This window comes from Leeia sp. (assembly GCF_041909055.1).
GTDB lineage: Bacteria > Pseudomonadota > Gammaproteobacteria > Burkholderiales > Leeiaceae > Leeia > Leeia aquatica.
Window position 1 is genome coordinate 330,895 of the sequence record NZ_JAYREC010000005.1, and the last position, 22,845, is coordinate 353,739.

The 22,845-nt window shown below is 60.0% G+C and carries 20 protein-coding genes; all 20 read right to left on the minus strand.

What is annotated here, in order from left to right; all coding sequences use genetic code 11:
- Window positions 1–6 precede the first annotated feature (6 nt).
- The gene (locus tag ACE3O2_RS14430) at window positions 7–909 is read right to left on the minus strand and encodes a helix-turn-helix transcriptional regulator (protein WP_374338632.1); all 903 of its coding nucleotides are present in this window, start codon (window positions 907–909) and stop codon (window positions 7–9) included.
- Between the two features lie 452 nt (window positions 910–1,361).
- Window positions 1,362–2,636, minus strand: a complete 1,275-nt coding sequence (locus ACE3O2_RS14435) for a RelA/SpoT domain-containing protein (protein ID WP_374338634.1) — start codon at window positions 2,634–2,636, stop codon at window positions 1,362–1,364.
- Between the two features lie 59 nt (window positions 2,637–2,695).
- Complete coding sequence (moaC, locus tag ACE3O2_RS14440; RefSeq protein WP_374338636.1) at window positions 2,696–3,172, minus strand: cyclic pyranopterin monophosphate synthase MoaC; 477 nt, start codon at window positions 3,170–3,172, stop codon at window positions 2,696–2,698.
- Entirely contained in the window at window positions 3,169–3,771 is a 603-nt protein-coding gene (gene mobA / locus ACE3O2_RS14445; RefSeq protein ID WP_374338637.1) for a molybdenum cofactor guanylyltransferase MobA, read from the minus strand. Before mobA ends, moaC begins: the two co-directional genes overlap by 4 nt.
- On the minus strand, window positions 3,768–4,232 hold the full coding sequence (moaE, locus tag ACE3O2_RS14450; RefSeq protein WP_374338639.1) for a molybdopterin synthase catalytic subunit MoaE: 465 nt from the start codon (window positions 4,230–4,232) through the stop codon (window positions 3,768–3,770). The genes mobA and moaE overlap by 4 nt, the downstream gene beginning before the upstream one ends.
- Window positions 4,233–4,234: 2 nt before the next feature.
- A complete protein-coding gene (gene moaD, locus ACE3O2_RS14455; RefSeq protein WP_374338641.1) occupies window positions 4,235–4,495 on the minus strand; it encodes a molybdopterin converting factor subunit 1 in 261 nt (86 codons plus the stop codon).
- Window positions 4,496–4,523: 28 nt separating this feature from the next.
- A complete protein-coding gene (glp, locus tag ACE3O2_RS14460; RefSeq protein WP_374338643.1) occupies window positions 4,524–5,732 on the minus strand; it encodes a gephyrin-like molybdotransferase Glp in 1,209 nt (402 codons plus the stop codon).
- A gap of 15 nt (window positions 5,733–5,747) precedes the next feature.
- A complete protein-coding gene (gene mobB, locus ACE3O2_RS14465) occupies window positions 5,748–6,275 on the minus strand; it encodes a molybdopterin-guanine dinucleotide biosynthesis protein B (protein ID WP_374338645.1) in 528 nt (175 codons plus the stop codon).
- A gap of 4 nt (window positions 6,276–6,279) precedes the next feature.
- On the minus strand, window positions 6,280–7,293 hold the full coding sequence (gene moaA, locus ACE3O2_RS14470; RefSeq protein ID WP_374338647.1) for a GTP 3',8-cyclase MoaA: 1,014 nt from the start codon (window positions 7,291–7,293) through the stop codon (window positions 6,280–6,282).
- Window positions 7,294–7,366: 73 nt separating this feature from the next.
- Window positions 7,367–8,587 carry a methyl-accepting chemotaxis protein gene (locus ACE3O2_RS14475; RefSeq protein ID WP_374338649.1) on the minus strand — a complete coding sequence of 407 codons (1,221 nt, stop codon included), beginning with the start codon at window positions 8,585–8,587 and terminating at the stop codon, window positions 7,367–7,369.
- Between the two features lie 127 nt (window positions 8,588–8,714).
- Complete coding sequence (locus ACE3O2_RS14480) at window positions 8,715–9,005, minus strand: flagellar protein FliT (RefSeq protein WP_374338650.1); 291 nt, start codon at window positions 9,003–9,005, stop codon at window positions 8,715–8,717.
- A gap of 2 nt (window positions 9,006–9,007) precedes the next feature.
- On the minus strand, window positions 9,008–9,454 hold the full coding sequence (gene fliS / locus ACE3O2_RS14485; protein WP_374338652.1) for a flagellar export chaperone FliS: 447 nt from the start codon (window positions 9,452–9,454) through the stop codon (window positions 9,008–9,010).
- 97 nt (window positions 9,455–9,551) lie between these two features.
- A complete protein-coding gene (gene fliD / locus ACE3O2_RS14490) occupies window positions 9,552–10,889 on the minus strand; it encodes a flagellar filament capping protein FliD (RefSeq protein ID WP_374338654.1) in 1,338 nt (445 codons plus the stop codon).
- Window positions 10,890–10,926: 37 nt separating this feature from the next.
- On the minus strand, window positions 10,927–11,328 hold the full coding sequence (locus ACE3O2_RS14495) for a flagellar protein FlaG (protein WP_374338656.1): 402 nt from the start codon (window positions 11,326–11,328) through the stop codon (window positions 10,927–10,929).
- 75 nt (window positions 11,329–11,403) lie between these two features.
- Window positions 11,404–12,309 carry a flagellin gene (locus ACE3O2_RS14500; RefSeq protein WP_374338658.1) on the minus strand — a complete coding sequence of 302 codons (906 nt, stop codon included), beginning with the start codon at window positions 12,307–12,309 and terminating at the stop codon, window positions 11,404–11,406.
- A gap of 127 nt (window positions 12,310–12,436) precedes the next feature.
- Window positions 12,437–14,131, minus strand: coding sequence for a tetratricopeptide repeat protein (locus ACE3O2_RS14505; RefSeq protein WP_374338661.1), 1,695 nt, complete (start codon window positions 14,129–14,131; stop codon window positions 12,437–12,439).
- Complete coding sequence (locus tag ACE3O2_RS14510) at window positions 14,131–19,812, minus strand: glycosyltransferase (protein ID WP_374338663.1); 5,682 nt, start codon at window positions 19,810–19,812, stop codon at window positions 14,131–14,133. Before ACE3O2_RS14510 ends, ACE3O2_RS14505 begins: the two co-directional genes overlap by 1 nt.
- Window positions 19,809–20,951 (minus strand): DegT/DnrJ/EryC1/StrS family aminotransferase, encoded by a 1,143-nt coding sequence (locus tag ACE3O2_RS14515; RefSeq protein ID WP_374338665.1) that lies wholly within the window; start codon window positions 20,949–20,951, stop codon window positions 19,809–19,811. The genes ACE3O2_RS14510 and ACE3O2_RS14515 overlap by 4 nt, the downstream gene beginning before the upstream one ends.
- Window positions 20,948–21,931 carry an NAD-dependent epimerase/dehydratase family protein gene (locus ACE3O2_RS14520; protein ID WP_374338667.1) on the minus strand — a complete coding sequence of 328 codons (984 nt, stop codon included), beginning with the start codon at window positions 21,929–21,931 and terminating at the stop codon, window positions 20,948–20,950. Before ACE3O2_RS14520 ends, ACE3O2_RS14515 begins: the two co-directional genes overlap by 4 nt.
- Window positions 21,928–22,845, minus strand: coding sequence for a methionyl-tRNA formyltransferase (locus ACE3O2_RS14525; protein ID WP_374338669.1), 918 nt, complete (start codon window positions 22,843–22,845; stop codon window positions 21,928–21,930). Before ACE3O2_RS14525 ends, ACE3O2_RS14520 begins: the two co-directional genes overlap by 4 nt.

A 22,845-nucleotide genomic window follows, 5' to 3' on the forward strand; every position in this document is an offset into this window, starting at 1 on the left:
GTGATCCTATTTCCGTGTTGTGCTGGTCGCCGGGGCGCGGTAGCCGGGCGCGAGCTTTGCGTTTTCGACGCCATACAAGGCCAGCGGATCGCTGAGCCAAAGGCGGTACTGTTCTTCTGTGAGGCTGTGATTTGGTGAAGCATCCACGCTCCAGCGCAGCAGCATGTAGCCCGCCACCGCCGCGCGAACGCGCATCCGGATCGAGCCATCGGTCATCCCGTAGTCCATCTTGATGATCTCGGGGCGGGCGAGGCGCGGATGCGGCACCAAGTCCAACTCCACGATCCGAGTCCACTGGATGTCGTTATCCGGGCGCTCGTTGGCTTTGGGTTCCTCATCGACCAAAGTCGGCGCTTCGATGCGGGTGACGACGAAGTCGCGGAACTCGCCGGACTTGCGGTCAAACGCCCGAACGTGCCAGCGCAGGCCGGTGTCAACCAGCGCAAAGGGAACGATGATCCGCTCCGACTCTCCGCTGCTCATCGAGTGGTAACGGATGGCGATGGGTCGCTTGGCGTGGATGGCTCGGCAAATCGGTGCCAGCACATCCATCCGGGGGCTACTCAAAGCTGCGGGGGATTCGCAGGGCAGCAGCGGTTGCGACTCGACGTTCACTCCATCGCCAAACCCAAGAGCAAGCGCCGACAAGACACGCTGCGTCGCGTGCTCGAAGATCGGGGAGAACGTCTTGCCGATACGGTAGATCTTGTTGCTGCCGTCGAACTCGATGTTCTGCGGCGCGATTTCCCGGTACAGCGCCAAGTCGCGCGTTGCCCCGGCTGGAGCCACCCCAAAGCGGCTCGCCAAGTCTGGGCGGCCGATTTCACCCATGAAGTACAGGCGAAAGTCGATGTACGCCAAGCGCTCGCGCTGGGCATGGCTCAGACTCTCGACACGTTGGGGGTGCATGGTCAGGCGCTCCTCATCCACATCTGATGGCCGTAAGACCGTAAACGGCGGTTCGATTACTCATTGCTAGGCGATCTATCTAATCAAAACGATGACATTATGCGCCATCGCTTTCACCTGAGCAAGCAGTCGAAGTGGACAAGTCGTCGAATCCACGCCCTCAAGGCCAAGGCGTTACCATCTGGCTCGGATTGCGGACGCGGGTTCGGTTCCGTGTTCCGCCACCACATTGAAGGGCTCGGATCATCTCCGGGCCCTTTTTCATTTACCGCACCTGCACTTGGCATGGCTTATACCACAACCGTACAGGAGGCGATGCTTTTGCTGGGGCTGCAATATTGTTCTGACAGCGCGGGTGGAGAGATTGCAATCAGCAGGGAATATTGGGGGGGCAGGTTATTTCGAAAATATCTTGTTCTTACAATAGATACTATATAGCAAAACAGCGAAAATCAGAGATGCTGTTCAATCTCTGCCTTATTTCTAACATTAAGTGAATAACCGCTACTTTTAGCAGACTTAATAACCAATCCTTTACTTAACAACGATGCGAGAGACGAATCGAAAGTTATAACCTCTTTGCAAAAATGGTTCTTCAAAGTGTCTTCTGACGCTGTTTTCTTACCCCAAAAGTGCTTTCTATGCATACATGTCAGAATCTGCCTAGCGCCAATATCAATATCAATTTTTCGTGTAAAACCAATTATATGCCCATCTATGCTATCCAAAATTTTATCGTATGTTTCTATCCCAAAGTAATGACTATGTGTTTTCCGAACCGTTGATACATCAGATGATCCAATAAGCACAACTTCATAACCGTCATCACTCTGGTACATGTTTTCATATTCAATGTATTTTCGAACAGCCCCATCTGAGCCCCTATCAACAATATCCCAACTTACAAACGAGCCTGTATTCCAATCAAAAACCAAAATCCAGTTATTCAACCCTCTTGTATTTCTTGCCTCTTTTTCAATAAGAGTTTTAATTACATCTTCATTTACAAAACTATCAAATACCTTATATCTATCCGAGGCCGACATAATTCCTTCACATTTATAGCGAAGATTATCAATTTCAATTTTATGCTCAGCTGACGGCTCCCTACCAGCCTCCATTTCATAAAATACATCTGATAGTGCCTTAAAATAGCTTATAACTTCCGGGCTTCCCTCTTTTTCTTTTAAGTGATAACCATAAATAACCGATGTTCTCTCTATACTTTCCGCCCAATAATGCTGCATTCTGCTTCTAATTTGAAGCTCAAGCTTACACCCCTCTCTTTGCAATATGAAATGAAGAGAGCGGTAACCAGTGTCATCCCGCCCTCTTTCGCGATAGTCGGTAGTTTGTAAAATATCAAACACGGAACTAGCCTTCGCCTTGGCTTTCAAATACTCACTAATCCTATCAACATCGCCATTATTTTTAACAATTATTCTACAGCCACCAATATCCTGCAACTGAGTCAATCTAACACTTAAACGTCTAAGCTTCCTCAATATTTGAGGCTTTCTCTTCAATCTCTGAGCAATGTAGTAAGAATCTCCGTAATCCATCAAAAGCCGTTGAATATCTAGCGTTGTTTCTGAAAGAGGCTGCAAGTGTGCCTTTCGGTACTCATCAAAAACATCCTCCATTTGAATGAGCTCAATTTCATTCAAGTGCGCCCCTTTAGACAGGGCCACGCCCGCCTTATCAATTTTTGATTTAGAGAAAACCATAACTCAGGGCCCTTTATATATAAAGCAGGCATTCAATTAAAACTATTACAAAAATATGTTTACCCCGCCACCCAGTGTCCCGATTTGCCGCCCTGTTTTTCCAGCAGGCGGACATTGTGGATCACCATGCCGCGGTCAACGGCTTTGCACATGTCGTAGATGGTGAGCAGGCCGACCTGCAGGGCGGTGAGGGCTTCCATTTCCACGCCGGTGCGGCCTACGGTTTCAGCCTGTACCGTGCAGCGCACACCGGGCAGGCTGGGGTCCGGGGTGAATTGAACGGTGACTTTGGTGAGCGGCAGCGGGTGGCATAGCGGAATGAGCTCGGCAGTGCGCTTGGCTCCTTGAATGGCGGCGATGCGGGCGATACCGAGTACATCGCCCTTGCTGGCTTCGCCTGCGGTGATGCGCGTCAGGGTGTCCGGCAGCATGTGGATTTCGCCTGAGGCGATGGCGATGCGGAGGGTTTCCTGCTTTGCGGAAACATCCACCATCCAGGCCTGGCCGCTGGGGTCGAAGTGGGTCAGTTCGCTCATGGGGTGTCCTGTTGCGGGGTGGCGGTGAGGCTATCCGCGGTATTGAGGTTGTCGAAGGCGTGGCGTTCGGTAAACGGCACGTGCCGGTGCGGTACGGCTTGCTGCCAGCGCCACAGTGCGCGCTGGCCTTGCTGCCACTGCTGCTGCAGCACCGGCCAGCTGCGGCGGTGGGCGAGGCAGATGGTAGGCTGGCGGTGCAGCGCGTCACCGTCAACAAGAGCGGCAACGGTGAGGTCGACCCCATCACAGGCCTGCTGCAGGCGCCGCAGGGTGTCCGTGGGGAGGTTTGGGGTGTCGCAGGGCAGTATCCAGAGCCAGTCGGCCTTACTGGCAGCAAAGGCAGCGTCAATGCCGGCCAGTGGGCCGGGAAAATCCGCTGTGGTGTCTTGCAGCACCCCGGCGATGCCAGGCAGCGCGCGGTAGCGCTCCAGCTCGCGGTTGGCGGATATCCAGATGCGGCGCGGGGGATGACTTTGCCGCTGGACCACCGCCAACATGGCTTCGATCAGCGGCTGGCCGCGCCAGTGTACCCAGCCCTTGTCGACCCCGCCCATGCGCCGCCCGGCGCCGCCGCACAGAATGAGGGCGTCGATGTTCATTGCCAGCGGTGCAGCGCCGTTTCGTCGCTATCCCGCGCGTCGACCCACCAAGCTTCGCCGTTGGCGGATTGCTCTTTTTTCCAGAACGGGGCGCGGGTCTTGAGGTAATCCATGATGAAGGCGCAGGCGTCGAACGCGGCTTGCCGATGGGCGCTAGCAGCCAGCACCAGCACGATGCGGTCCAGCGGGGCCAGCGGGCCGATGCGGTGAATGATGCGCACCGCTTGCAGCGGCCAGCGCTCGGCGGCCTGCTCGGCGATGTGCTGCAGCGACTGCTCGGTCATGCCGGGGTAGTGTTCCAGATACAAGCTGCTCAGCGCCTTGCCCTGCACCTGATCGCGCACCAGCCCGGTAAAGCTGACGATGGCACCAACCTCACCATCGCCCGCGTGCAGTTCGCTCTGCTCGGCGTTGCCGTCGAAGTCCTCAGCCTGCACGCTGATGCGAATGCGGGTGACCATGCTTAACCCCCGGTCACCGGCGGGAACAGGGCAATCTCACCCTGCGCAGGCAGCACAGCACTGCCGTCGGCCAGTACTTGATCTATGGCCACGCGGAACAGCTTCTGCCCGCTGAATTCTTCCTGCCACACGCCGCCCCGGCTGGCCAGCCAGGCCACCAGATCGTTGACGGTAGCCACCGTATCCGGCAGCACCACACTTTCTTCTGCCCGCTGGAACTCTTCTCGCAGGCGGGCAAAGTACAATAGTTTCAGGGTTTTCATCTTGTCTTCCAGTCCGGCACAAGCCGGCTCAATACAGGGTGGAGAGCGGCCAATAACGCACCCTGTCGCCCTGTTGTACCACGGTTTCCGGCGGCAGCTCGACCAGTCCATCGGCCCAGGCCAGTGAGGTCATCACGCCAGAGCCTTGATTGTCGAACAAGCTGAGCTGGCCATCACCATTGATGCGGGCGCGCAGGAATTCGCGCCGCTTGTCCGGTCGCGGCCAGTTAAAGGCCGCAGGCAGGGTCTGCGGCTGCGGGGTGACGTGTCGTTGCCCTTGCAAGGCCAGCAGGAAGGGGCGTACTACCATCAGCAAGGTGACAAAGCTGGACACCGGGTTGCCCGGCAGGCCAACAAAGTGGGTGGCCCCGATCCGGCCAAACGCGAGCGGCTTGCCCGGCTTCATCGCCAGCCGCCACAGGTGCAGCTCACCCAGCGTTTGCAGCGCAGCCTTGACGTGGTCTTTCTCTCCCACCGACACTCCGCCACTGCTGATCAGCACATCATAGTGCCCGGCGGCCTCGCGCAGCACAGCCTGGGTGGCATCCAGCCGGTCCGGCACCTGTCCCAGGTCCGTCACTTCGCAGCCCAGACGCTTGAGCAAGGCGCTCAGTGCGTAGCGGTTGGAGTTGTAGATGCCACCCGGCGGCAGGGGCTGGCCGGGTTCAATGAGTTCATCACCGGTAAACAGCAGGCCGACGCTGGGCTTGCGGTATACCGTAACCAGCGGCTCGCCAATTGAGGCAATCAGCGAAAGCTGCGCGGGCAGCAGCCGCTCGCCTTCCGCCACCACCACTTGCCCGGCAGCGATGTCTTCCCCGCGGCGGCGAATGTGTTGTCCGGCGCGCGCGGGTTGGCTCAGCCGTAACTGCCCGCCCTCTTCACTGGCATGCTCCTGCATCACCACCGCCACCGTGCCGGGTGGCACTGGCGCACCGGTGAAGATGCGTGCAGCCTCCCCCGGCTGCAGCGGCTGCCCGACCTGTCCGGCAGCAATGCGCTGGGTGACGGTAAACACCGCCCCTGCCTCCGCCTCGGCAGAGAGCGCATAGCCATCCATCGCGCTGTTATCAAAGCCGGGTACGTCCATGCCGGATTTGACATCGACCGCCAGCACGCGGTTATCCGCGTCCAGCAGCGACACCGTTTCAGTCAGCTCCGGCAGCTTCACCGCTGCCAGCAACTGGGCTATGGCTTCACTCACCTGCATCAGGCCTGCTTTACCTTCTTGTGCCACCGTTTTATCCATTGCTCAGGGGTTATAGGACCAGGCGCCAGCCTGGTACTGCTGCAGCAGCCAAGCTGCAATTTGCGGCAGGTTATTGAGATCCAGCCAGGTGCAGGTGGCTCCTGCCGCCGCCGGGATATCCGAGGCCACCGCCACAATACCAGCATCCTCCGGGTACAGTGGCGGCTTGCCAAGCGCCGGGCGCCACACTTCCAGCCGGGCGTGCTGGCCTCGCTTGAAACTCTCCACCAGTACCAAGTCCACCGGGTCCAGTCGGGTGAGCAACTCGGGCAATTCCGGCTCCGGCGCACCACGCAGCTCGTTCACCAAGGCCCAGCGCCAAGGTGAGCTGAGCAGCACTTGCTGCGCCCCGGCCACTCGGGCGCGGGCGCTGTCCTTCCCCGGCGGCTCCAAGGTGACATCGTGGTGGCTGTGCTTGATGACGCTCACCCGCAGCCCGGCGTGCTGCAGCAGCGGCAGCAGCTGCTCCAGCAACTGGGTTTTGCCACTGCCAGACCAGCCCACCAGCCCCAATACCGCCGGATACGCCACCCGCTTAGCCTCCGGTCTGCGACATGAAACGGATCACCTTGCCCGGTGCTTCGCGGAACTCATGGCGCTCGGGCTTGAGGGTCAGCGCATGGCGAATCGTCGCTTCCAGCTCGGCATCGCTGGCACCACCGCGCAGCAGCGGTCGAAATTCCACCCGGTCTTCCTGCCCCAGGCACAGGTGCAACACCCCATCCACCGTCAAACGCACCCGGTTGCAGGTGGCGCAGAAGTGCTGGGAAATGGGGGTAATGAAACCCACCTGCCCGCGGCCATCCCGCGTCTGCCAGTAGCGGGCGGGGCCACCGCCCAGCTCGGCGGCCTGCGGCACCAGATCAAAACGGCTTTGCAGGCGTTGGCGTACTGATTCCAGGTCCAGATAGGCGGTGTTGCGGCCAGTATCGCCCACTGGCATCGCCTCAATCAGCCGCAGGATGAAACCGTGTTCGATGCAGAAGGCGAGCATGGTTTCAATCTCATGCTCGTTAACGCCCTTCATGGCGACCATGTTGAGCTTGATTGGCGTCAGCCCGGCGGCTTTGGCAGCCTGCAGCCCCTCCATCACTTGCGACAGCACATCACGGCCCACCACTTGCTCGACACAGGCGCGCTCCAGTGAATCCAGGCTGACATTGACGCGGCTGACCCCAGCTGCCTTCAGCGCGACGGCATGGCGGGCCAACTGGGTGGCATTGGTGGAGAGGGAAAGGTCTTGCAGACCTGGCAAGGCCGCCAGCTGCCCCGCCAGTTGCGGCAGATTGCGGCGCAGCAGCGGCTCGCCGCCCGTCAGGCGAATACGACGCAACCCCAGCCGGGTGAACACCGACATCAGTCGGGTGATTTCGTCAAAGGTCAGCCAGTGCGACGGCTCTTCATAGCCTTTGAAATCCTTGGGCATGCAGTAATTGCAGCGCAGGTCGCAGCGGTCTGTAACTGACAGGCGCAGGTAGTCGATGCGACGCCCAAAGGGGTCGATCAACGCCGGTACGGCTTGGGACGAAACAGCAATACGCTCAGACACCACCACCACTCCAACCACAGGACTCGATCCGGCTTGGTCGGCCTCATCCTGTGTTTCTATCGCTCAATACCGCTCAGCTTACCTTGAAGCGGCTGAGCACCGCATTGAGCGCGCGCATTTCTTTTTGCAAAGACTGTGAAACCACACGGGCCCGTTTGACCGAGTCGGCGTTCTCACCCGCCTTCTCCGCAATGGTTTCAATATTCTGTGCCAGCTCATTGCTGGAAGCGCGCTGCTCCATGCTGCCCGCCGCGATATCGCTCACCGTGCGCACCACATCCGTGGCGCCTGACTTGATGCGCTCCATGGTTTCACCAGCCTCCCGCGCCAGCTGCACGCCCTCCTGCAGACGTTGGTTACCATCTTGCATGCAGGCCACCGCCCGCTCGGTTTCATGGCGGATCTCGTTGATCATGCCGCCAATCTGTCCGGTCGCCGCGCTGGTACGTTCCGCCAGCTTGCGCACTTCATCTGCCACCACGGCAAAACCGCGGCCGACTTCACCTGCACGTGCCGCTTCAATGGCGGCATTCAGTGCCAGCAAATTGGTCTGGTCGGCAATCTCACGGATCACCCCCAGAATCTGGGTGATCTGGGCTGAACTTTCTCCCAGCTGATTCACCGTACGCGAGGTTTCATCCATCACCGCCGCAATCTGCTCGACTTCATGCACCGAAGCCAGCACCACGGTCTGACCTTCAGCAGAAACTTGCTGCGCATTACGCGCCAGCCCGTCGGCCTGCACGGCATAATCTGCAACACTGGCGATGCTCTGGGTGATCTGCTCGACAGCTGCCGCCATGGAGGACGCTGCCTCACTTTGCGTTTCCGCGCTTTCTGACAGTTGTTCATTGGCGCTGGCCAGTTGCTCGGAGGCGACGGATACCTCAGCCAGCATTTGCTGCCCCTGACGAATCACGTCCGCCATATTGCCGGCCATCTTGTTGAAGGAGGCCGCCACATCCGACAGCTCGTCGTCCACTTCCAGCGCGACCCGCGAGCCCAGTTGACCATCGGCCAGCTGCCGGGTGTCATCCACCAGCTGATTCAGCGCCTTGCGGATGGAGAGTGTCGCCCCGGTAAACAGATAGCCGCCCAGCAGCACAAAGCCGATCACCATCAGCAAGACCAGCGTGCGCATCATGCCCTCGGGTTGCCAGACCCCCAGGTTCATCAACAGCAGCAACACAATGGGCGCAACGAATACGGCTTCGATCAACCAGAACTTGTTGGCAAAGCGCAAACGGGAAATCACCCATTCAGCTGGGCGGAACACGGCCAGGATGGCATGCACGATAGGACTCTCCGAAAAAACTGACGGCTTGGCGGTAAGCCTTATCGTGCCATGTTTTCAGGATTTTGGGGGCGAAATGTTGACCGGCCGCAAACGGGATGCAATCCGCCTGTCCAGGCGGACAGGTTCAGCCTGGGTTATAGGCTTTATTGACACGCTGGGCCACGTTCACCGCCCCCAAATCGTCCTGCAGGATGCGCATGCGCGCGCGGAGTACCGGCTCCAGCTGCGACAATGCCTGCTGCAGGGACTGGATACGCTGCTGTACGGCGGGCGCAGTGGTGTCATCCACCAGCGGGGTCACCAGTTGTGGCAACAGCTCATGCACTGATTCCCAGTCTTCGCCACGTGCGGCTTCCAGCAAACGGCTGACCAGATTTTCGAGTTGCTCCAGCGTCAACGGAGTAGGCTCGGTCACGTTCAAACCTTGCCGTAGCTGATGGTCGACGTCCCATCGGTCTTGGCAGCCTGGGCACTGCGCGCCAGATCCGACTTGGCCAGAATGGCCCAGGCTTCGTGCAGCTCGGAGAGCAGGCGATGGCACTCATCCAGTCGCTCAATACTGTTATTGAGGTTTGCCTCCATCAAGGCCTGTTCCATGTACAGGTAGAGGTCTTTCAGATTGATGGCGATTTCGCCACCCTGCGGCTCATTCAGGGCATCCCGCAGTGCCGCAACAATCGCTACCGCGCGTGAAATCAAGGCCGCCTTGGCGGCGTAATTCTTCTGGTTGATTTCACCTTTGGCACGTTGAATGGCCGTCATCGCGCCGTCGTAGAGCATCACAATCAACTCAACGGACGACGCCGAGAGGATCGCCGAATCCACATCCACACTACGGTAGGCATCCAGGCCTCGGGCAATCATGCTTGTACTTTCCTCATCAAGCCGTATTCATCAGCAGTTTGCAACAGGCCGCCCTCGCAGTACAGGCCACGCCAGCCAGTGTACATCATGCCACGGATCAGCGTAGCTGCTTGGCCAGGAAGTTGCTGACTTGCTGGATCTGGGCCAAGCCGGCATCCAGCGCGGAGAACTGTGCGGTATAACGCTGGCGGAGGGTCACCAGCCTGTCTTCGATCCGGTCAATCTGCTTCTGGGTATCCTTGACGATGCTGGACAAGCCGTCGGAGCGCGCGGACAACAGACCACCGGTGGTCAACATGTCCTTAGCCTTGTTGTACAGTCGCGTCGCAAACCCTTGCGTACTGTCCGAAAACAGCTCCTGCACCGCAGCAGGCTTCTCGTTGACAGCCTTCTCCAGGGCGGCAGCGTCGAGCGACAACTTGCCATCCTTCTGAAAACTGATCCCGATCTGGCTCAAATTGGTATAGCTGTTACCACTGATACTGGCCGGGGTGTTGTATACATCCAGCAACTGCTGGTGCATGGTCAGGACGGTGTTATCAGCCTCGAGCGTGCCGCCCTTTTTGCGCAGATCTGAAGTAGTGGCGAGCAGCTTGTTGTAGGCATCCACAAACGCACCCACCCTGGCCTTGATACCATCCAGGTCTTTTGTGACGGAAATCGTGCTGGTCTTGGGTGTTGTGGCATCCGCAGATTTCAGCGTGAGGGAGACCCCCTCAATCACGTCATCAAACGTATTCTTGGTGCGGGTAAAGCTGATGCCATCCACCTTGAACTCGGCATCCTGCGCCACCTGCACCGTATCGTAACCGCTCGCAGTGGTGGTGAACTTGTCCAGTGCGGTACCCCCACTGGTCTTGCTGACGGTAATGCCGGACGAGGCCCCGGTATCCTTGGCCGCCAGGCTCAAGCGATAGTTGCTGCCATCATTGATGATGGACGCCACTATGGAGGTATTGCTGCTGCTGGAGTTGATCGCATCACGAATCTGCTCCAGTGTCGAATCCGTCGCGAGGGTAACCGAGAACGTATTGCCGCTGGAGCTGAGCGACAGGGTACCTGCCGTGTTAGCTATGGTACTGGTCTTGCTGGCGTAGCCATCCGCCGCTTTGGTAATCAGCTTGTTGGACTGGGCCAGCTTGGTAACTGACAGACTGTAATTACCCGCGGGGGCACTACCATTACCACTGGCGGTGGCCACATTGGTATCACTGCTGGTGGCCTTGCTGAGAGACAGACTTGAGGTACCCTTGAGGTTGCTTAACGCGGTCTGCAGGGCAGACAGGTCGGCCTTGACCATGCCAAGCGCAGAAATCTTGCTGTTGATTTTCTGCTGCTTGCTCTTCAAGCCCGCAATGGGCTGGCGCTCCAGTGTGACCAGCTGTTCAACCAGCCCACCGACATCCAGCACACCGCCAGAAGATGTAATGGCCATGATGCTACCCCTCAATACCTGTTAGGCTGATCTTGCCTCAAACCTTCTGCGAAGTCAGCAAACCTTTAAACTCATCCAGCCGTTTGGCCAGTTCCAGCATTTCCTCTGACGGAATCTGCCGCACGACTTCGCCCGTATCCTTGTCCTTGACCTTGATCACCGTGGTGCCGGTATCTTTGTCAATGGACAGTTCCAGTGAGCGTGCCAGTTGCTGGATGGTCTTGTTGACCTCTTCCACCACCTCGCTTAGCGGGCGTTGCACCGCTTCACTGCCCTTGCCGGCTTTGGCATCTTGTGCGCGGTCTGTCGCCAGCTGGGTTTGGGTCGCCTCAGCACCTGCACGTGCCCCTTTGGCTTGCACCGGCTGTACCGCAGGCTTGGCCACGGTATCCAGCTGAGGTGAAGTCACCTTGATGGCTTGAACACTTCCGATTTCCATGTTCACCACTCCTAGCGAAAACGCCGAGACACGCGCTCAGGCGGTCTCGGCGATACCCGAAGGTCTGTTTCCGGCTTAACGCAGGAGCGACAGGGCAGACTGCGGTACCGTATTGGCCTGGGCCAGAATCGCCGTACCCGCTTGTTGCAGAATCTGGTTCCGGGTCAGTTGCGAGGTTTCCAGGGCGAAGTCCGCATCCTGAATCCGGCTGCGGGACGCCGTGATGTTTTCCACGTAGTTCTGCAGGTTGGAGATCACTGCCTCGAAGCGGTTCTGGATGGCACCGAAGGTAGCGCGGGAGTTGGAGATCGTAGCGATATCCACATCCAGAGCTGCAATGTTGGCGGAAGCCGCACCGGAGGTCAACACGCTAATCACACCTGCAGCCGTCAGGCTGGTGTTGAAAGTGTTCAGGCCAGCGGCTGCACCGGTTGCGACAGCAGATGCCCCGATACCGGAGGAGTTGGCGTAGGAGCTGGCCAGACTCAGCGAAGCCGAGCTGATCGACACCTGGTTGTTGGCCGCGCCTTGCGAACCTACCTGGAAGGTCAGACCCGAGCTACCCGACAGCAGCAACTGACCGTTGAATTCGGTGGTGGACACGATACGCGAGATTTCCTGCGTCAGTTGGTCCACTTCCTTCTGCAGCTGCGAACGGTTGGTATCGCTGATGGAGCCGTTGGCGGCTTGAACCGCGATTTCACGGATACGCTGCAGGTTGCTGGCGATCTGGCCCAGCGAGCCTTCCGCCGTTTGCGCCAGCGAGATGCCGTCGTTGGCGTTACGCACAGCTTGCTGGTTGCCGCGAATTTGCGAGGTGAGGCCAGCAGCAATGGCCAGACCGGCTGCATCATCCTTGGCGCTGTTCACGCGCAGGCCGGAAGACAAGCGTTGCAGTGATGTTGCGAGTTGCGAGCTGCTGGTAGCCAGGTTGCGCTGGGCGTTCAGCGACGCAACGTTGGTATTGACGACTAATGCCATGATATTTACTCCTTGGTTACCCAGCACCCTGGCTGGCACATCCTGTTAAGGCACGTATCAACTTGGGCCTTCAGAGGCTATATCGGACAGGGGCTGGGAGAACTTTAGGGCTCAGTGCAAAAAAATTTCAGCTACCCTGTACCCAGCGGCGCAAATCGTCCTGCAGGCGTTGCAAGGGCTGGTCCCACTCGCCTATGGCCACCTGCCGATACTGGCGTACCGTGGCATACCATGTCACATCTGCTTCGTGTGCGCCCCAGCGCCAATCGCCATCAAAGCGGTTGAGCATCCAGACCGGTACCCCCAAGGCACCCGCCAGATGGACCACGGAGGTGTCCACGCTGATCAGCAGGTCCAGCTGGGTCAGGCAGGCTGCCGTATCGGTAAAGTCATCAAAGCGGGCAGCCGCATCCTCTGTTGGCCAATGGGGCTGCCATGCAAGACGGGCTTCACTGCCATAACCCTTCTGCAGGCTGACCCAGCTGATGCCGGGAATGGCAGACAAAGCCGCATGCAGGCGCGCCAGCGGCAGGCTGCGACGGGCATCCAGCCACTCTGAGCGGGCATGCCCTTGCCGGCGGCTGCCTTGCCATACCAACCCGACTTTACGGCCCGGCAAAGCGGACAATTGCTGCTGCCACGATGCAAGCTGTCGCGGGTCTGCGCGGAGGTAGGGAATCTGCTTCAGGGGTTCAGGGCGGTCCTGCAGCAGCCGTGCCGGCAGGTCCATCAGTGGAATGTGGTAGTCCGCCGCGACCGGGTCCTGCGCGGACACTGAAATATCGGGCCATTGCAGGCGAAACAGGGCATGCAGCGGCAGCGGCATGTGCAGACTCAGCTGAACCCCCATGGCCTGTAACGGCGCCAGATAGCGGATGAACTGCAGACAATCGCCCAGCCCTTGCTCGCCATGTACCAGCAGGTGTTTACCGCTCAAGGGCTCCCCTTGCCATAGCGGAAACGGATAGGCTGGCATCTGGCCATTGATGGCGGCGCGCCAGCGCGACTGGTATTCCGGCCACCCCTCCTGATAGCGGCCCTGCGCCAGCAGTACCAGACTGCGGTTCCAGCGGCCGAGCGGGTGGCCTGGGTCGCGCTGCAAGGCAGCATCAAACGCTTGCTCAGCTTCCGGCAAGCGCCCCATGCCATGCAGCACAATGCCTAGATCACACCATAAACCGGCTTCGTCAGGCTTGCGCTGCAAGGCCTGTCGCAACCCTTGCTCGGCCTCTTCCCAACGATCCAGGAATTTGCACGCCAGCGCCTGCTGCAGCAAGGGTTCCGCAGCCAGCGGATCCAGCCGCGCGGCATGCTGCGCCATTGACAAGGCATCTTCATACTGCCCCAACTCCACGCACAGCGCCGCCATGCGGCAGACTGGCAGCGGGTCAGACGGCTGCAGCTGCATGGCCTGCTCAAATGCGGTAAACGCCAGGTCATAGCGCTCCAGCGACTGCGCCACATGGCCTTGCAGGCACAATGCACGCACATCCAGCGCTTGCAGTTGTGAGGCCGCTTGCAGGTCCTGCAAGGCCAGTGCCCATTGTTCCATCAAACTATGGCATTCCGCCCGCAAGCGCAGCAGGCGTGCCTCAGCGGGCAGCTTTTGCAAGGCCTCGTTCAGAACTGCCAGCATGGCCGGCCAGTCACGCAATGCCTGCCAGGCCAAGGCCAGGTTGTGCCACGAGTCACCATGGAAAGGCGCCACCGCCAGGATTTGCTGATAGCGTTGTGCCGCTTGTAACGGCTCAGCGTGCTGCAGCGCCACCCCTTCTGCAAACCACTGCTGCAGGGTGGCGATGATCTCTTCGGCCGTCGCCATCAGCGCACCAAGGCCTGCAGCCACGCGTCCAGATGGTCTTCCAGCATATAGTGCTGGCGTACCCACGCCCGCAAGCGATCCCCTTCCTTCGCGGCAGCATCAAGGTCATATATGCGGGCGCGGATGGCCTCCAGCCAGGCTTGCGGGTCGTTCGCCACCCGGCAGACAGGTGCTGCATTGGTCTGGTAGGGCAGGATGTCGGTACACACCACTGGCCAGCCCAGCATGCCGTATTCCAGCAGCCGCAGATTACTCTTGGCCTCATTGAAGGCATTCACCTCCAGCGGGGCGATGGCCAGATCCAGATTCAGCGAGGCCATCTTCGCCGGGTAATCGGCAAAAGCGGCCCACTCCAGATGCGTCTCGGCAACATGCTTGCGCATCGACTCCGGGCACATGCCCATGAACACCCACTCGATTTCGTGCGCGGTACGGCTCACCACCTCTTCAATCAAGGCCAGATCACCTGCATGCTGCTGCGCTCCCACCCAGCCTACGCGCGGCTTGCGCCCTACCCGTCGCTTGCTCTCCAGGTGCAGCCAGTCGTCCTTGCCAAGGCAGTTCGGGACAATGCGAATGTCCTCCACCATATCCGCCGCAAAAACCCGCAGGGGCTCTGTGGTCACCACCAAGCGGTCGCAATAACTCAAGGTCTTGCGCAAGCGGGTCTTGGCATCACGCCAATGGCGCTGGAAGAAGGCCCGTGCACTGCTCTGCTCCGGGATGTCGGAGAGCAGGTCGTCCAGCATCTGCACCCGGAACACCTCCGGCACGTGCTCCTTATACAGCTTGAGCATGTTGGCATGCTCATCCGACAGGGCATTCTGTACCACCAGGGTGTCCGGCATCAGCCGGGTCAACTCGATCACCGAAGGCATGCGATTGGGCTGATAGGGCTCGCAGTGCGCCAGCGCCGCCTTTTGCAAGGCCTGGAACGGCTGCTTGACCCGGTACTCGCCACTGCCGCCGGTCAGAGGCAGCCCCATGATCTTGGCACGGTCACGGAAGGCGGGTTCCCAGCACAGCGGGAACTGCGTATCCGGTATCAGATCTGTCCGCCCCAGGCTGAACAGGCGGTGGTGTGCAGGATCATGCGCCAGCACATCCCGCCAGCGGGTCAGTGTCACCGCGCGCTCTTGGTTCGCCCGGGTAATCGCGACAGCCAGCTTGGCTGGGTCTGGGTGCTGGCCAACCGACTGGTTGGCATGATGGACCACGGTGGAAAATGGCGTCCAGATGATCCGTTGGCCACTTCGCCCCACCTTCAGGCACAAATCAACATCGTTATACAGGGTGGAGAGCTGCTCAGCATCCATCCCGCCTACCGCCTGGTATACCGACTTGCGGATCAGCATGCAGGCGGCGGTGACTGCGGAATACGCCTGGTCAACCTGCAGACGATTCAGCTGTCCCGGTGCTTTGGAGGAGACGCGCAAGGAATGGTGCTCGGCCACGCCATCCACCGTTCCCATGCCAAGGATGACCCCGGCGTGCTGAATGGTGGCCTGCTCCGGATACAGCAGCCGCGCCCCGACAATACCCACCTCTTCGCGCTGGCCGTGCACCATCAAGCGGTCCAGCCACTCGGGCTGCACGATCTCGGTGTCGTTGTTCAGCATCAGCAGGTATTCACCGCGTGCCTCATCAGCCCCCAGATTGCACTGTGCGGAGAAGTTGAACGGGTGATCGTAGGCCACCACCCGCACCTTGCCTGCCGTCCGGGTCTGGATGGCCTGGTAGTAGGCCAGCACATCCGGATCACTGCTCTGGTTATCAATGATCAGGACTTCGTAATTCGGGTAGGCGGTCTTGCCCAGCAGGGTTTCCAGGCAGGGTTCCAGAAACTCAAGCTTGTCGCGGTTCGGGATGATGATCGACACCAGCGGCTGCGCAGCATGCTGGTAAATTACCCGTTGCGTGCCTTCGAGCATGCCCTCGGCGACCTGTGCCGCAATGCCCAGCCGCGCCAGATGGGACTGCACCGCCACCTGCCGGGCCGCGGCCTGCAGTGGTGGTACCAGCACGTCGAACGGATAGGTGAGTGCCAGTTCCGGCACATGGGCCATGGCCGATGCGCCATGCTGCTCATACATCCGGAACAGCAGATCGTAACTCATGGCCCCCGGGTACACCTGGAAGCCCCCCAGGGCCAGGGTGCTTGCGACCTCGAACCAGACGGCACCGCCGATGTAATCCTGCGAGCGCAGCATGTCCAGGTTGAATTCGGGCTTGAGCTGTGGCCGGGAGCGCAGGCCCATAATGTTGATCTCGTCATGGTCAACATACAGGGCCTTGGCATCCGGCTGCAGCAACAGCCGGTCCCCCAGCAGCAGGCAGCAATGCGGCGCCAGCCGCACCCCGGCGGGTAACAAGGCGACCCAGTCCGCTTGCAGGATGGACAGGACGCCATTGACCGCCGTGGTCAGCAGTTCCTCGTCTTCCAGCGTGTCCAGCGTCAACCAGCCCAGGTTTTCACTGTGCTCGAAGACCGGGTCAGGTGCGGACTGGTCAGACAGCACAATCAGTTGCCAGTGGCTGTAGAGCTGTTGCTGCAGGCTATCAATGGTATCGGCCAGCACGCTCATCTGCGCTTGTGATACCACCATGAGCATGGCAAAGCGCCATTGCTTGCCCCACTTCAGCAGCATGCGCTCGGCATGCGCCTGAGCATCTACCTCCTGCAAGTCCCGCCGCCCCAGCCAGGCCCGATAAGCCGGCAGCTCCTTGGGGTCGTGCACGCTGTTGATGGCCAGCTGCGCCGGGTCTACATTCAGCTCGGGTTGCATGGCGCTGGTAAAGACGGTCCGCAAGCGCTGTAGCTGCGGGCTACTGACCGGGTGCATGGCGTAGATGCGCAACACAAATTCATGCTGACGCTGCACGTAACGTTGCAGCAGGTGATCGGTGCGCCCCGCATCCTTGCTGATGAACACCGTGTAGTTGGGCAGCGCCTTGAAGCTGGTGACGGCGCTGGCGCGCAGCAGGAAGTCCCAGTCTTCGAGGATATCGAGTTGCTCGTCAAACCCGGACATCTTGTCCATCAGGCTGCGGCGGTGCGCCCAGGTCGGGGTCGGGATGAAGTTTCGCAGCAGCAGCAAATCACGGCTGAAGCTGAGGTGACCAAACAGGTCCTCTATCCCCGCCTCGACCGTCCGCCCTTCTTCGGTACGGAGCAGTCGATAATTGGACTGGGTATAGACAAAGTCACCGTCATGCTCGTCGAGCGCCTTAACCACCACATCGAGGTGGTCCGGGCGGTATACATCGTCATCATCCAGATAGGTGATGATGTCACCCTGCGCCAGGGCCAGGGCCCGATTGCGTGCCAAGGCAGGACCACCGCCGCCCTGCAGGGAGACGTACTGGAGGCTCAGCTTCTTGCGATAGAGTTCCAGCATGGACTCAATACTGACACCACCATCGTTGACGATAATGACTTCAAAGTCCTTAAAACGCTGCCCCTGTAGTGACAGCAAGGCCTGACACAACAAGGCTGGCCGGTCCTTGGTCGGGATGATGACCGAGACACGCGGCAACACCTGGCGCGCCCGTCCGGACGATTGCTCCTCAACCTTGCCCTGCTCCAACAGCTTGAGGAAACGGTGCCCTTCCGGCACGGTCATCAGCTGGTAGTCGCTCCCGCCCTGCTGCAGCTGCTGCAGATTGGTGGCCACCTCCGGCCGCTGGGTAATGGTGCTCAGCTGCTGCCACAGATGCCGGGCATCCTCAGTCTGCCCCAGCAAGGCAGCCATCACAGCCGTGTTATTGAGTGCTTCAACCCCTTGCGGGTAATGCTCCAGCGCCGTCATGAATTCCTGCATGGCCAGCGCGTATACCGGGATATTGGCCGTAGCCATGGTGCAGCCAAAATGCACATAGGCGGCATACAGCAAATCGGCATCCGCTTGCGCGAGCAGCTCCGGGTACAGGTCGACGATGGTAAAGCGTGGCCGAATTTCGGACAGCAGACGCAAGGTCTCCGGTAAGGTTCGGTTGTTGTTGCCGGTCGAGGCGCTCTTGGGGTGATGCCGGTAGCGGAACAGCTTGCGGTCGATGTAGTGGAAACGGCAGTAGGGCGCGGCCTTGAGCCAGAACTGGTAGTCAGGCGCAAAACCGGTCTCGAAGCCCCCCATGCGGTCAAAGGTGCTCCGCCGCATCATCACGCCGGGGTGCGGTACCAGGTTGATCTTGAACAGCGTGCGCAGCAAGGTGTGCGGGGTGAAACTGAGCGAATCGGGGAAACGGAAACCACCGGGTAACAGCTGCCCCTGCGGGTCCATGAAATGGCCGTCCGAGAACACCACCTCCACATCCCGCATGCGATCAAACACCGCTACCCGGCTGGCCACCGCATCGGGTTCAAAGGTGTCATCGCCACCAATGAAGGCCACCAGCTCGCCCCGGGACAGCGCAACCGTGCGGTTATTCAGCTCATCAAAGGCATTCATGCTCTGCCCGATGTTGTCCTGACGCACATAGCGCAGGCGGGCATCACTCTGGTAACGGCGCACAATATCGGGTGTGGCATCGGTGGAACCATCATCCAGCACCACCAGCTCCAGATCGGTCCAGGTCTGATTCAGCACCGACTGGATGGTCTGTTCAATGTAATCCGCCTGGTTATAGGCAAAGCACACCACCGACACCCGTGGCGCAGACGCTGCAGTCACCGCCGCCGGTACCGGCACATGAGGCAGCAGGGGCAGTGGCTTGCCTTTGTTCATCCCGCGCTGGGCCAGCTCGGCAAACGCCTGCAAAAAGCGCTTCTCCCAGGTATGCTCGGCCTGAACTCGGCGCAAGGCACGGGCGGCAATCGCCTCCCGCTCTTCCTCATGTCGCAGGTAATAACGGATTTTCCGTATCAGGTCATCCACATCCTCATAGCTGACCATTTCTTCCGGCTGAAAATAACGGCTCAGGTGCGGGTTCGGGCTGGTGATCTGAAAGGCCCGACATGCCGGATATTCAAACGTGCGCCCCTTGATCTGCGGTGTCACCCCATCACCAGAGCACCAGGCCATGCCCAGCACGATGCGAGAGCGGGCAAACACATCCAGCATGTCATCATGCGGCAAGAAACCATGCGCGACACCGCGCAGCGCCGGGAAGGCCTCCCAGCCCTGGCCCCATACCTGGACCTGAATACCGGCATCCAGCAGGGCCTTGATCAGCTCCGGGCGTCCCTTGTAGGCCTGCCCGACGAAGGTCACGTCGTAACATTTGTCCTGTTGCACCGGGTAATAGCGGCGCGGGTTACAGGCATAAGGCGTCAGCACCACATGCTGATGCCCTTGCTGCTGGTAATGCGGCATGGCATCGGGCGAGGTGGTGAACGCCACGTTGTAGTGCGCCACCCACTGCATGGAGTGCGCCAGCCGCCATTCGTCGTCACTGAACCAGACCATGCTGAGCAGGTCTGGCCGGGCCTTGAGTTGCTCGGCCAGCCCGACATCCAGCTCGTCTTCCACGATCATGTGGAAGAAGATGTCCGGACGTTCTGCCTCCACCATGGCGGCCAGACGGCGATTGGCTTCCTCTTTGCCCAACAGCCGGTTTTGCGTCAGGTAATCAAAGTCGACCATCTCGCAGCCCAGGTGCAGCAGGGCATCGCGGATATTTTGATAAGCATAGGCGCCAGCGCCAGTGGGGGTACATTGCGGGCCGTAGAACAGGACTTTCATGAGACCTCTTGCAGGTTGGTCACGATGGCGCGGACGATGAGCGCAACCTCATCCTCGGTCAACTGATGGTAGAGCGGCAGAATAACGCCGTGGTCCTGAATCGCTTCCGATACCGGAAGCGATACACACGGCTGCTGATACGGCAGTTCACGGTGTATGCACATCACGCCGCGCCGGGTCGCAATCCCGGCATCCAGCATGGCCTGCATGAACACGCGCTGATCGGTCTGCTCAGGCAGGCGAATGCAGAAACTCTGCCAGTTGCTGCGCGCCCAAGCCGGCTCGACCGGCAGCAGCTGACCCCAGCCAGCGGCTTCCAGCTGGGTGCGATAGCAGGCGGCCAGCGCCCGCCGGCGTTCAATAATGGCCGTAAGGCGTTGGAGCTGGGCCAGCCCGACCGCAGCCTGAATGTCGGTCATCCGGTAGTTGAAGCCGACCTCAGGGTAATGTTCGAACACCACCTGACTGGCGGCATGCCGCACCGTATCCGGTATCGACATGGCATGCTGGCGCAACAGGCGGCAACGCGCCAGCAAGGCCGGATCACGGGTGGTAATCATGCCACCATCGCCCGTGGTCACCACCTTGCGGGGGTGAAAGGAAAAGCATGCTGCGTGGCCATGAGGGCGACCAATGCGCTCCCATTGTCCCTGCCACAGGATTTCACTGCCAATGGCGCAAGCCGCATCTTCAATCAGCAGCAGACCATGCTGCTCAGCCAGCGGCAGCAGGGCCGCCAGGTCACACGGCATGCCGACCTGATGCACCACCAGCAAAGCCTTGCTGCGCGGGGTCAGCACGGCGGCCACTTGCTTCGGGTCCATATTGCCGGTGGCATCATCCACGTCCACAAACACCGGGGTAGCCCCGGTCTGCCGAATGGCATTGGCCGTCGCGATGAAGCTGTGGCTGACGGTAATGACCTCGTCCCCCGGCCCAATACCCATCGCCGTCATCACCAGATGCAAGGCCACCGTGCAGTTGGCCACCGCACACGCATCGGCTGCACCGACCTGACGGGCAAATTCAGCCTCAAATGCGGCTACCCGTGGCCCCTGTGTCACCCAACCCGACAATACGGCCTCGGTCGCCGCCTGCGCCTCGGCATCGGCCAGCCAGGGTTTGGCAACGGGAATCATGCGGCCTCCCGCTGGGCGCGCCACCAGGCTACCAGCTTGCGCAAGCCGTCATGCAGCCCGGTCTGTGCGGTAAAGCCCAGCAGTTGCTCTGCCTTGCGGGTATCGGCCAGACGGCGCGGTACCGGGTTCACCTTGCGCTCCTCACCATACTCAATCTGCAGGTCCGGCCGCCCCATGACATCCATCAAGGCCAGCGCGAGCTCCCGCAGGCTGGTTTCGGTACCGGAGGCCACATTGAACACTTCATCGCTCACCGGCTTGACCATCGACAGCAGGTTGGCACGGGCAATATCGTCGATATAGACAAAGTCCATGGTCTGGCTGCCGTCACCAAAGATCAGGGGCGGCTCGCCACGCTCAATGCGCTCCATCCAGCGGATCAGCACTTCTGTGTATTTGCCATGAATGTCCATCCGCGGGCCGTAGACATTGAAGTAGCGCAGCGCCACATAAGGCAGGCCGTACATGTCATTGAAGGAGCGCAGCAAGCCTTCCAGCATGATCTTGGTGGCACCGTACCAGGTACGGTTCTGGTAAGGATGCGCCGCCTCGGTGGTCGGGAACTGGTCCGCCAGCCCGTAGATGGAGGCGGAAGAAGCCGCCACCAGTTTCTTGACCCCTGCCCGTTGCGCTGCCTCGACCACGTTGTAGCTGCCGGTACACATTACCTCAAACGCTTCGCGCGGGTGTTCCGCACAAGCCGTGATCCGCAAGGTCGCCATGTGGATCACGGCGTCCATGCCGTCCGTCAGCCGCTGCACCAGGTCAGCATCGCGGATATCGCCCTCGACCAGTTCTACCCTGGGGTCCTGTAGCGCGCGTTGCAGGTTGGCACGGGTCCCCCGCACCATATTGTCCAGAATCACAATACGCTGGCAGTCGGGCTCATCCAGCAGCATGTCAATGGTGGTGGAGCCCACCAGACCGGCCCCGCCGGTGACCAGAATGGAATGAAAACCTGTCGATGCCTGTTCAGTCATGATGGAAAGCGTACTCCAATGGAACGAATCACGTCGCGTGCCGCCAGGGTTTCCCCTTTCAAGGTCACCGACTCCACAATCAAGGCCCGGTGGTCCCCGCAAATCACATAGACACCCTCCGGCGTCAGTCGGGCCACTTGTCCTGCACTGCCGTAATACGTCTGCGGAAACAGGCGCGCTTGCTGAATGATCAGTTTGTCCTCACCCAGCCAGGTAAACGCCCCGGGATAGGGATGGCACTGCGCGCGAATATAGCGGTCAAGGTAAGCTGCAGGCTGCTGCCAGTCTATCTGCCCATCGGCAGGCAGGCGCTGCGCACAATAGCTGGCCTGCGTCTCATCCTGCTCGCTGGCATGCCACGTCCCGTTCAGGATGCCCGGAATGCACTCCTGCAGCAGGGGCTCGATCAGGTGCTCCAGCCTTGCCAGCACGGTCGCAATGGTGTCCTGGCTGGACAGCGGCGTCGACACGGCATGCCACAACGGGCCATCGTCCATGCCCTCGGTAAAGCTGAACAGGCTCATGCCGACCTCGGGCTCGTCCGCCAGCATGGCCCACACCAAGGGGGCGCTGCCCCGGTAGCGTGGCAACAAGGAATTGTGCACGCCCAGGCAGGCATGACGCACCTGCTGCAAGGTGTGAGGCTTCAGCAACCAGTACCAGCCGACCACCACGCACCAGTCCGGCTGCAACTGGCAGAGCGCCGCTTCAGCTTCGGCCGGTTTGGCCGCCACCACCAGCGGCAGCTGCCACTGCATGCAGAAGGCCTGAAAACCGGCCAGCGCCGAGCGCGGGTCTTCGGCGTCCGCCAGGGTAATCACGCTGGCAATGGCCTCGGGCTGGCATGCATGCAGGACCTGCAAGGCCTTGAGGCCCAGCGGCTTGCTCCCCAGAAAGACCAGCGTGCTGGCCAT

Coding starts and splice junctions, on each gene's coding strand:
- ACE3O2_RS14510 (WP_374338663.1), bottom strand. CDS start 19,812: ATGAAAGTCCTGTTCTACGGCCCGCAATGTACCCCCACTGGCGCTGGC.
- moaD (WP_374338641.1), bottom strand. CDS start 4,495: ATGAAAACCCTGAAACTATTGTACTTTGCCCGCCTGCGAGAAGAGTTC.
- ACE3O2_RS14435 (WP_374338634.1), bottom strand. CDS start 2,636: ATGGTTTTCTCTAAATCAAAAATTGATAAGGCGGGCGTGGCCCTGTCT.
- ACE3O2_RS14520 (WP_374338667.1), bottom strand. CDS start 21,931: ATGACTGAACAGGCATCGACAGGTTTTCATTCCATTCTGGTCACCGGC.
- ACE3O2_RS14500 (WP_374338658.1), bottom strand. CDS start 12,309: ATGGCATTAGTCGTCAATACCAACGTTGCGTCGCTGAACGCCCAGCGC.
- moaE (WP_374338639.1), bottom strand. CDS start 4,232: ATGGTCACCCGCATTCGCATCAGCGTGCAGGCTGAGGACTTCGACGGC.
- ACE3O2_RS14515 (WP_374338665.1), bottom strand. CDS start 20,951: ATGATTCCCGTTGCCAAACCCTGGCTGGCCGATGCCGAGGCGCAGGCG.
- ACE3O2_RS14525 (WP_374338669.1), bottom strand. CDS start 22,845: ATGGCCAGCACGCTGGTCTTTCTGGGGAGCAAGCCGCTGGGCCTCAAG.
- ACE3O2_RS14505 (WP_374338661.1), bottom strand. CDS start 14,131: ATGGCGACGGCCGAAGAGATCATCGCCACCCTGCAGCAGTGGTTTGCA.
- ACE3O2_RS14495 (WP_374338656.1), bottom strand. CDS start 11,328: ATGGAAATCGGAAGTGTTCAAGCCATCAAGGTGACTTCACCTCAGCTG.
- ACE3O2_RS14430 (WP_374338632.1), bottom strand. CDS start 909: ATGCACCCCCAACGTGTCGAGAGTCTGAGCCATGCCCAGCGCGAGCGC.
- fliS (WP_374338652.1), bottom strand. CDS start 9,454: ATGATTGCCCGAGGCCTGGATGCCTACCGTAGTGTGGATGTGGATTCG.
- fliD (WP_374338654.1), bottom strand. CDS start 10,889: ATGGCCATTACATCTTCTGGCGGTGTGCTGGATGTCGGTGGGCTGGTT.
- mobA (WP_374338637.1), bottom strand. CDS start 3,771: ATGAACATCGACGCCCTCATTCTGTGCGGCGGCGCCGGGCGGCGCATG.
- moaC (WP_374338636.1), bottom strand. CDS start 3,172: ATGAGCGAACTGACCCACTTCGACCCCAGCGGCCAGGCCTGGATGGTG.